Origin of the sequence: Streptomyces sp. SID5785 (assembly GCF_009870065.1) — a bacterium.
Taxonomy (GTDB): Bacteria; Actinomycetota; Actinomycetes; order Streptomycetales; family Streptomycetaceae; genus Streptomyces.
The window spans coordinates 1-6,788 of record NZ_WWIA01000135.1; the positions used below are offsets into that span (position 1 = coordinate 1).

Genomic DNA, 6,788 nt, shown 5'->3' on the forward strand with positions numbered 1-6,788 from the left:
CGCAGGGGGTGCGGGCGGGTGACCGCGTGGACGTCATGTCCCGTACCCGGTACGAGTGGACGCGCGCCGCGTACGCGCTGTGGTGCCTGGGCGCCGTGGTCGTGCCGATCTATCCGACGTCGTCCACGGAGCAGGTGCGGGGCATCCTCCAGGACACGGGCGCGGTGGGCTGCTTCGTGGAGAACGAGCACAACGCGATGACGGTGGCCGCGGCGCACGGCCCGGCCGGTGCCATCCACCGGCTGTGGCAGCTCGACGCGGGGGCGCTGGACGAGCTGGTCGCCGACGGCGGTGCGGTCCCCGACGAGCTGGTGCACCGGCTGCGGTCGGCGGTGCGTCCCGGGGACACGGCGCTGATCTGCTACACGTCCGGGACGACGGGCAGGCCCAAGGGCTGTGTGATCACGCACGCGAACATGGCCGCCGAGTGCGACACGCTCGCCGTGGGCTGGCGCAGTCTGCTGGCGCGGCCGGGCGAGGTGCCGTCGCTGGTGGCGTTCCTGCCGCTCGCGCACTGCTACGGCCTGATGGTGGTGATCAGTTCGGTGCGGGCGGGGGTGGACGTGGCGTTCCAGCCCGATCCCTCGCCGCACGTGCTCCTTCCGATGCTGGCCTCGTTCCGGCCGACGTTCCTGTACGCGGTGCCGTACGTCTTCGAGCGGCTGTTCCGCAGCGCCAGGCTGAGGGCGCGTCAGGAGGGGCACGCCGCGCTGTTCGAGCGGGCGGTGCGGACGGCGGTGCGGTTCGCGGAGGCCGAGCAGCGGCGGGCGGCCGGACTCGGGCACGGGCCGGGGCCGCGCCTGCGGCTGCGGCACGCGGTGTACGACCGGCTGGTGTACGCGAAGGTGCGGGCGGTGCTCGGCGGCCGGGTGCGCAACGCGGTCTCGGGCGGCTCGCCGCTGGCCCGCGAGCTCGGTCTGTTCCTGGCGGGATGCGGGATCACCGTGTACGACGGCTACGGCCTGACCGAGACGGCCGCGGCGGTGACCGCGCAGCCGGTGGGCGCGGTGCGGCACGGCACGGTCGGCCGGCCGCTGCCCGGCAACGCGGTGCGGATCGCGGCCGACGGGGAGATCCTGGTGCGCGGCGACGTGGTGTTCGCGGGGTACCACAACGATCCCGCGGCGACCCGGGAGGTGCTGCGGGACGGCTGGTTCACCACGGGGGACCTGGGCCGGCTCGACGACGACGGCTATCTCGTGATCACCGGCCGCAAGAAGGACATCATCATCACGAGCGGCGGCAAGAGCATCTCGCCGCTGACGCTGGAGGAGGAGCTGCGGGCGCATCCGCTGATCTCCGGCTGTCTGGTCGTCGGTGACAACCGCCCGTTCGTCGCGGCGCTGATCACGCTGGACCAGGAGGCGGTGGCGAGCTGGCTGGCGCTGAAGGGGCGGGCGCCGGACGATCCCGCGATCCTGGTGACGGACGAGGAGCTGCTCGGCCATGTGCGGCGGGCGGTGGCGCGGGCCAACACCCGGGTGTCGCGGGCCGAGTCGATCCGTGCGTTCCGGGTGCTGCCGGGTGAGTTCGGGATGCTGGACGGTCTGCTGACGCCGTCCCTGAAGATCCGCCGGGCGGCTGCGATCGAGCGGTACGCGGCGGAGATCGACGAGCTGTACGGGGTGCGCCGAGGGCGCGGCGCCCGGCGCTGAGCCGCCGGGGGCGCCGTCCGGCCCCGGGGAGGGGGCCGGACGGCACCGGACCGTACGGGCCGGTCAGCGCCGGGCGTTGGGCTCGGGCTTGCCGTTGATCACGAACTGCGAGCCGGGTTCGACGAGCACGTCGCCGTCCCGGGAACCGCTGATGGTGACGTCGGTGAGCGTCGCGCTGCCGCGTGCGCCGCCCATGGCGAGGATGCCGGAGCCGTTGTTCGACCGGGAGACCGACACGTTGTCGATCTTCACGTCGGGGATGGCCCCGCCGCCGGTCTTGAACTGGATGCCGTCGTACGTCGAGTCGTGGATGTCGGTGTCGCGGATCGTGACGCCGGGGATGTCGGGGCCCTGCGCGAAGAGGGTGATCGCGCCGAACTCCTGGTCCTCGTTCCAGAACGCTCCGCCGGTGCGGTAGAGGCCGTTGTTGGCGATGAGGGTCTGCCCGGAGAAGGGCAGCGGGTCGTGGTCGGTGGCGAGCATGATGCCGGGGTAGTTCATGGTGTCGTAGACGAGGTTGTTCTCGATCGTGTTGTCGTGGCCGCCGTACACGGCGATGCCGTTGGCGCGCCAGGGCAGTTGGACGGTGTTGTTGCGGAACGTGTTGTCGTGGCCGACGTCGACGGAGGGGTCCTTGACGTACTTGTTGGCCCAGACCGCCATGGAGTCGTCGCCGGTGTTGCGGAACGAGGAGTCGAAGACGGTCGAGTTGCGGGTGCCGTTGGAGAAGTTGACGCCGTCGGCGTAGGTGTTGCGGATGCGCATGCCGCTGAACTCGAGGCCGTCGGCCGGGCCCCAGAGCTCGGGGATGTTGCTGTAGTCGCGGCCGACCCAGGCGGCGACGTTGGCGTGCTCGATCCACACGTTGCTGATCTTCGTGTTCTTGCCGAAGCGGCCGTTGAGACCGACGCCGCCCTCGGCGTTGCCGTCACCGCCGCGGATGGTGCCGGAGCCGAAGATGGCGATGTCGGAGATCTTGGTGTTGTCGTCGATGTCGAAGCCGAAGTTGCCCTCGTGCGGGTGGTTGATGCCGCCGGCGTCCTGCGGCGGGATGAGGGAGTAGAGCTGGGAGTGCCACATGCCGGCACCCTTGATCGTGACGTCCCTGATGCCGACCTGGTTGTACTGGCCGCGGTCCTGCGGGTCGTCGGTGAGGATCTTCTTCTCCTGGCGCCACTGGCCGGCCGGGATCCACACGCAGTCGATGTCGCCGTTCTGGTCGGCGGTCACGGCCTTCTGGATCGCGTCGGCGTCGTCGACGCCGTCGCCGGGGACCGCACCGTACTCGGTGATGGAGGTGCACTCGGCGGGCTTGCTCGCGGGCGGGGCGACCTGCTCGAGGTCGATCAGGTCGACGACGTAGTACGCGGCGTCGTCCCCGGCGTCGCGCTGGAGGCGGAACGTGGTGCCCTGCGGATAGGTGGCGTCGAGCAGTGCGTGCGACTCGTCGAAGAGCCGCCGGGCGTCGCCGCCGGGGGTGTTGGTGAGGCCCTCGGGCTGGTCGGTGTTCCCGTACAGCCAGCTGTGCTTGGAGGACAGGGTCAGCTTCTGGACGAACTTCCCGTCGGCGTACAGGCTCAGTGTCTTCTCCTGGCCGCCGCCGCCCGGTGCGTCGGGGATGGAGTTGCGCACGACGATGGAGTTGGTGGAGCTGCGCGACGTGAACTCGACGTACTGGCCGGTGGAGGTGAGCCGCACCGACCTGCGGCCGGAGGACTCGGTCGCGAAGTTGGTGTGGCCGAAGGTGCGCTCGGCGTCGGTCTCCAGGAGCGTGCCGTCGTAGGTGCCGTCCTCCGCCTCGTACTCGGCGTAGGGCACGGCGGCGCCGCGGCCGACGACGAGGGAGCGGGCGAGGACGTTGTTGTCCTCGTTCGTCTCGTCGACGCGGCCGGTGGCGTCGGCGGTCGCGGTGAGGGTGGCGCCGCCGCCGGTCGCCTTCCAGGTGCCGTCGAGGGCGACGGTGGCGCTGTCGCCCGCGGCGATCGCCGGGGTCGTGCCGTCGAGCGTCGTGCTGCCGACGGTCAGCCGGGTCACCGTTCCGGCCGGGACGGAGGCGGTGCCGCGGTTGTGGACCTTGACGGCGAAACCGACGTCCGCGCCGACGGCGGGACTGGACGGGTCGCTCGTGATGCCCGTGACCTCCAGGTCGGGGCCGGGTCTCTGACCGACGGTCAGCTTGTCCTTCGCGGTGAAGCCGTTGTTGTCGTCGTCCTGTTCGGGCACCGTGTCGCGCGGGTCCACGACGGAGGACACGCTGTACGCGCCCTCGGCCCGCTTGCCGACGGCGACCGGGACGGTGGCCGACGCGCCCGCGTCGAGGGCACCGACCTCGGCGCTGCCGGCGACGGCGCCGGCCACGCTGACGTCGACGGTGGTCGGCTCGGAGGCCGCGGTGCCGGTGTTGCGCACGGTGGCCTCGACGGTGACGTCGTCGCTCTCGCTGGGCGCGGCGGGCTTCCAGGTCAGGCCGGTGACGGCGAGGTCGGGGCCCGGTGCGGGCACGCCGTTGACCTCGAACTCGGCTATCTGGGCGCCGTATCCGGCGCTGTTCGAGGAGATCTTCAGCTGGACGTCCGCGTAGCGGCCGGAGACCGGGATCCGGACGCTGTTGCCGTCGTGTGCGGGGTCGAAGGTGTAGTCGGCGCGCTCCTTGACGGTGGTGAAGCCGGTGCCCGTCCGGGTGCGGCCCAGGATCTCGATGCTCTGGGTGCGGGCGGACCACGCGGGGTCGGGGTTGAGGGCGAGCCCGATCGAGTCGAGGTCGGCGTCGGCGCCGAGCTTCACGGTGAGCGTGGCGGGCGTGCCGGCCGATTCCCAGTAGCTGCCGGTGCTGCCGTCGACGGCGTTCTTCGCGAGATAGCTCTGGGTGGTGGAGGAGGCCTCGACGGGCCGGTCGAGGGCGAGGTTCGCCACGGCTGCGCCCGCGTCGGTCCGGGTGGGTGCGGCGTGGGCGGCGGCGGTGGGGAGCAGTCCGAGTGCGGTCAGGGCGGCGCCGACGCAGGCAGCGGCGAACCGCCTGCTGCGGTGCCGGTGTCGGCTGGGTCTCACGGCTTCCATGTGCGGGTCACCTTCCGGGTGGGGGTGGGAGGGGTGGTGGCGGCGGGCACCACTCGGGCGCCGGTGTCCCGCTCGCCCCGCGCCGTGACTCAAGCATCACCAGGACGTGAACACAAGATGTCGCGCATTCTCTGCAATTTTTTGACAGCACATCGCAACTGACTCAGACGCTTGATCCCAGGCCCGGCGCGACGCCGGTCGCATCGCAGAGCCGTCGTGACACAGTCGTAATCTTGCAATCTTTGATTCGAATCTTGCGCCCGTCTGTAGCCCGACCTATCGTGACGGCACCCATCAGGGCAGCACTTGGGCATCACCCCAGAGGAGCCGTAATGAAGCCCCGTAACCTCGCGATCCTTCTGACCACAGGTCTCGCCTTCACCGCCACGGCCTGCGGTGGCGACTCCGGGTCCGACGCCGGAGGGGACGTCACGATCACCGTGGCGTGCCAGCCGGCGAAGACAGCGCCCAAGCAGCGCAAGGCCTGGGACGACGACGTCGCCACGTTCGAGAAGGCTCACCCCGGGGTGAAGGTCAAGAGCACGGACCAGCAGCCGTGCTTCGACCCGAAGACCTTCGCCGCCAAGCTGGCCGGCGGGCAGATGGAGACCGTGTTCATGGTGCCGGTCACCAACTACGCGGACGTCATCGCGAAGAAGCAGGCGAAGGACATCACGGCCTCGACCGGCCTCGTGAAGAACTACGGCGACATCAAGCAGGACGTCCGCGACATGGTCACGAAGGACGGCAAGGTCTACGGCGTCCCGAACGTCAGCTACTCGGTCGGGCTCGTCTACAACCGGGCCCTGTTCGAGAAGGCCGGGCTCGACCCGGACAACCCGCCCAAGACCTGGGACGAGGTGCGCACGGCCGCGAAGAAGATCGCGGGCCTCGGCGACGGCTACACCGGCTACGGCGAGTACGGCGGCGGCAACACCGGCGGCTGGCACTTCGCGCAGGCGCTGTTCAGCCGGGGCGGCGAGATGGTCAGCGGCGGCAAGGCCGCGTTCGACAGCCCCGAGGGCAAGGCCGTGCTGCAGACCCTGCACGACATGCGCTGGAAGGACGACAGCACCGGCAGCAAGCTCCTCATCGGCTGGGAGTCGCTGATGCAGCAGATGGCGGCCGGCAAGACCGGCATGATGCTCGGCGCCCCGGACGTCGTCACCGACGTGGTGCAGAAGTTCCAGGGCAAGCCCGAGGACTACGGCATCACCGGCATACCCGACGGCAAGGCGTCGCTGACCGGCGGCGAGGCCTACATGGTCAACCCGAAGGCGAGCGCGGCGCAGACCAAGGCCGCCCTGGAGTGGATCGACTTCGAGTTCAACACCCCGGGCAAGGGCCGCTTCGACTTCGGCCGCGGCAAGCTCAACGGCGAGGCCGTCGGTGTGCCCAACAACGACTACATGGGCGACTCCCCCACCGGAAAGAAGATCGCCGAGGACCGCAAGGCGAGCGCCGTCCTGCCGGTCGCCAACTACGAGCCCTACGTCGACACCTCCGCCGGCGTCGAGGCCAAGCTCGAGCCGGAGAAGGCCCAGGAGCTGTACGCGGTCCTGGACGTCGCCATGTCCGCGGTGCTGACCCGCGAGAACGCCGACATCGACAAGCTCCTCTCGGACGCTTCGACGAAGGCGAACGCGATCCTGGCCAAGAGCTGATGCCGATGGACACCCTGACCGAGAAGCCCCGGTCCCGCCCGCGCCCGCCCGTGGCGGCGCGGCGCGGCGGCCGGGCGCCGTCCAAGCGCGGCCGGGCGGCCCGGCGCAATGTGACGGCGTACGGCTTTCTGTGCGCCGCCCTGTTCTGCTTCGCGATGTTCGCCTGGTGGCCGATCCTCAAGGAGGTGCTGCTCAGCTTCCAGCAGACCAACCTGGTCGACGACCCCACCTGGGTGGGCCTGGACAACTTCCGTACCGTCGTCGACGATCCCGCGTTCGGCCAGGCCTGGCGCAACACCCTGGTCTTCACGCTGCTCGCGCTGGTCTGCGGCTATCTGGTGCCCTTCGCGGTGGCGCTCGTGCTCAACGAACTGCGGCACGCGCGCGCGTACCTGCGGTTCGTGGTCTATCT

The 6,788-nt window shown here is 70.5% G+C and carries 3 protein-coding genes and 1 pseudogene; 3 read left to right on the top strand and 1 reads right to left on the bottom strand.

Going from position 1 to position 6,788, the window contains the following annotated elements; translation table 11 throughout:
- A partial coding sequence (locus tag GTW43_RS04350; protein ID WP_161300286.1) for an AMP-dependent synthetase/ligase occupies positions 1-1,655 on the top strand: 1,655 nt, incomplete at its 5' end.
- Between the two features lie 63 nt (positions 1,656-1,718).
- Here GTW43_RS04350 and GTW43_RS04355 read toward each other — a convergent pair.
- Positions 1,719-4,712, bottom strand: coding sequence for a CARDB domain-containing protein (locus GTW43_RS04355; protein ID WP_161300287.1), 2,994 nt, complete (start codon positions 4,710-4,712; stop codon positions 1,719-1,721).
- A 332-nt stretch (positions 4,713-5,044) separates the two neighbouring features.
- On the opposite strand from GTW43_RS04355, the gene GTW43_RS04360 reads away from it, so the two are divergent.
- Positions 5,045-6,376 carry an extracellular solute-binding protein gene (locus tag GTW43_RS04360; protein ID WP_161300288.1) on the top strand — a complete coding sequence of 444 codons (1,332 nt, stop codon included), beginning with the start codon at positions 5,045-5,047 and terminating at the stop codon, positions 6,374-6,376.
- Positions 6,377-6,381: 5 nt separating this feature from the next.
- A pseudogene (locus tag GTW43_RS37410) lies at positions 6,382-6,788 on the top strand (sugar ABC transporter permease); the annotation flags it as partial.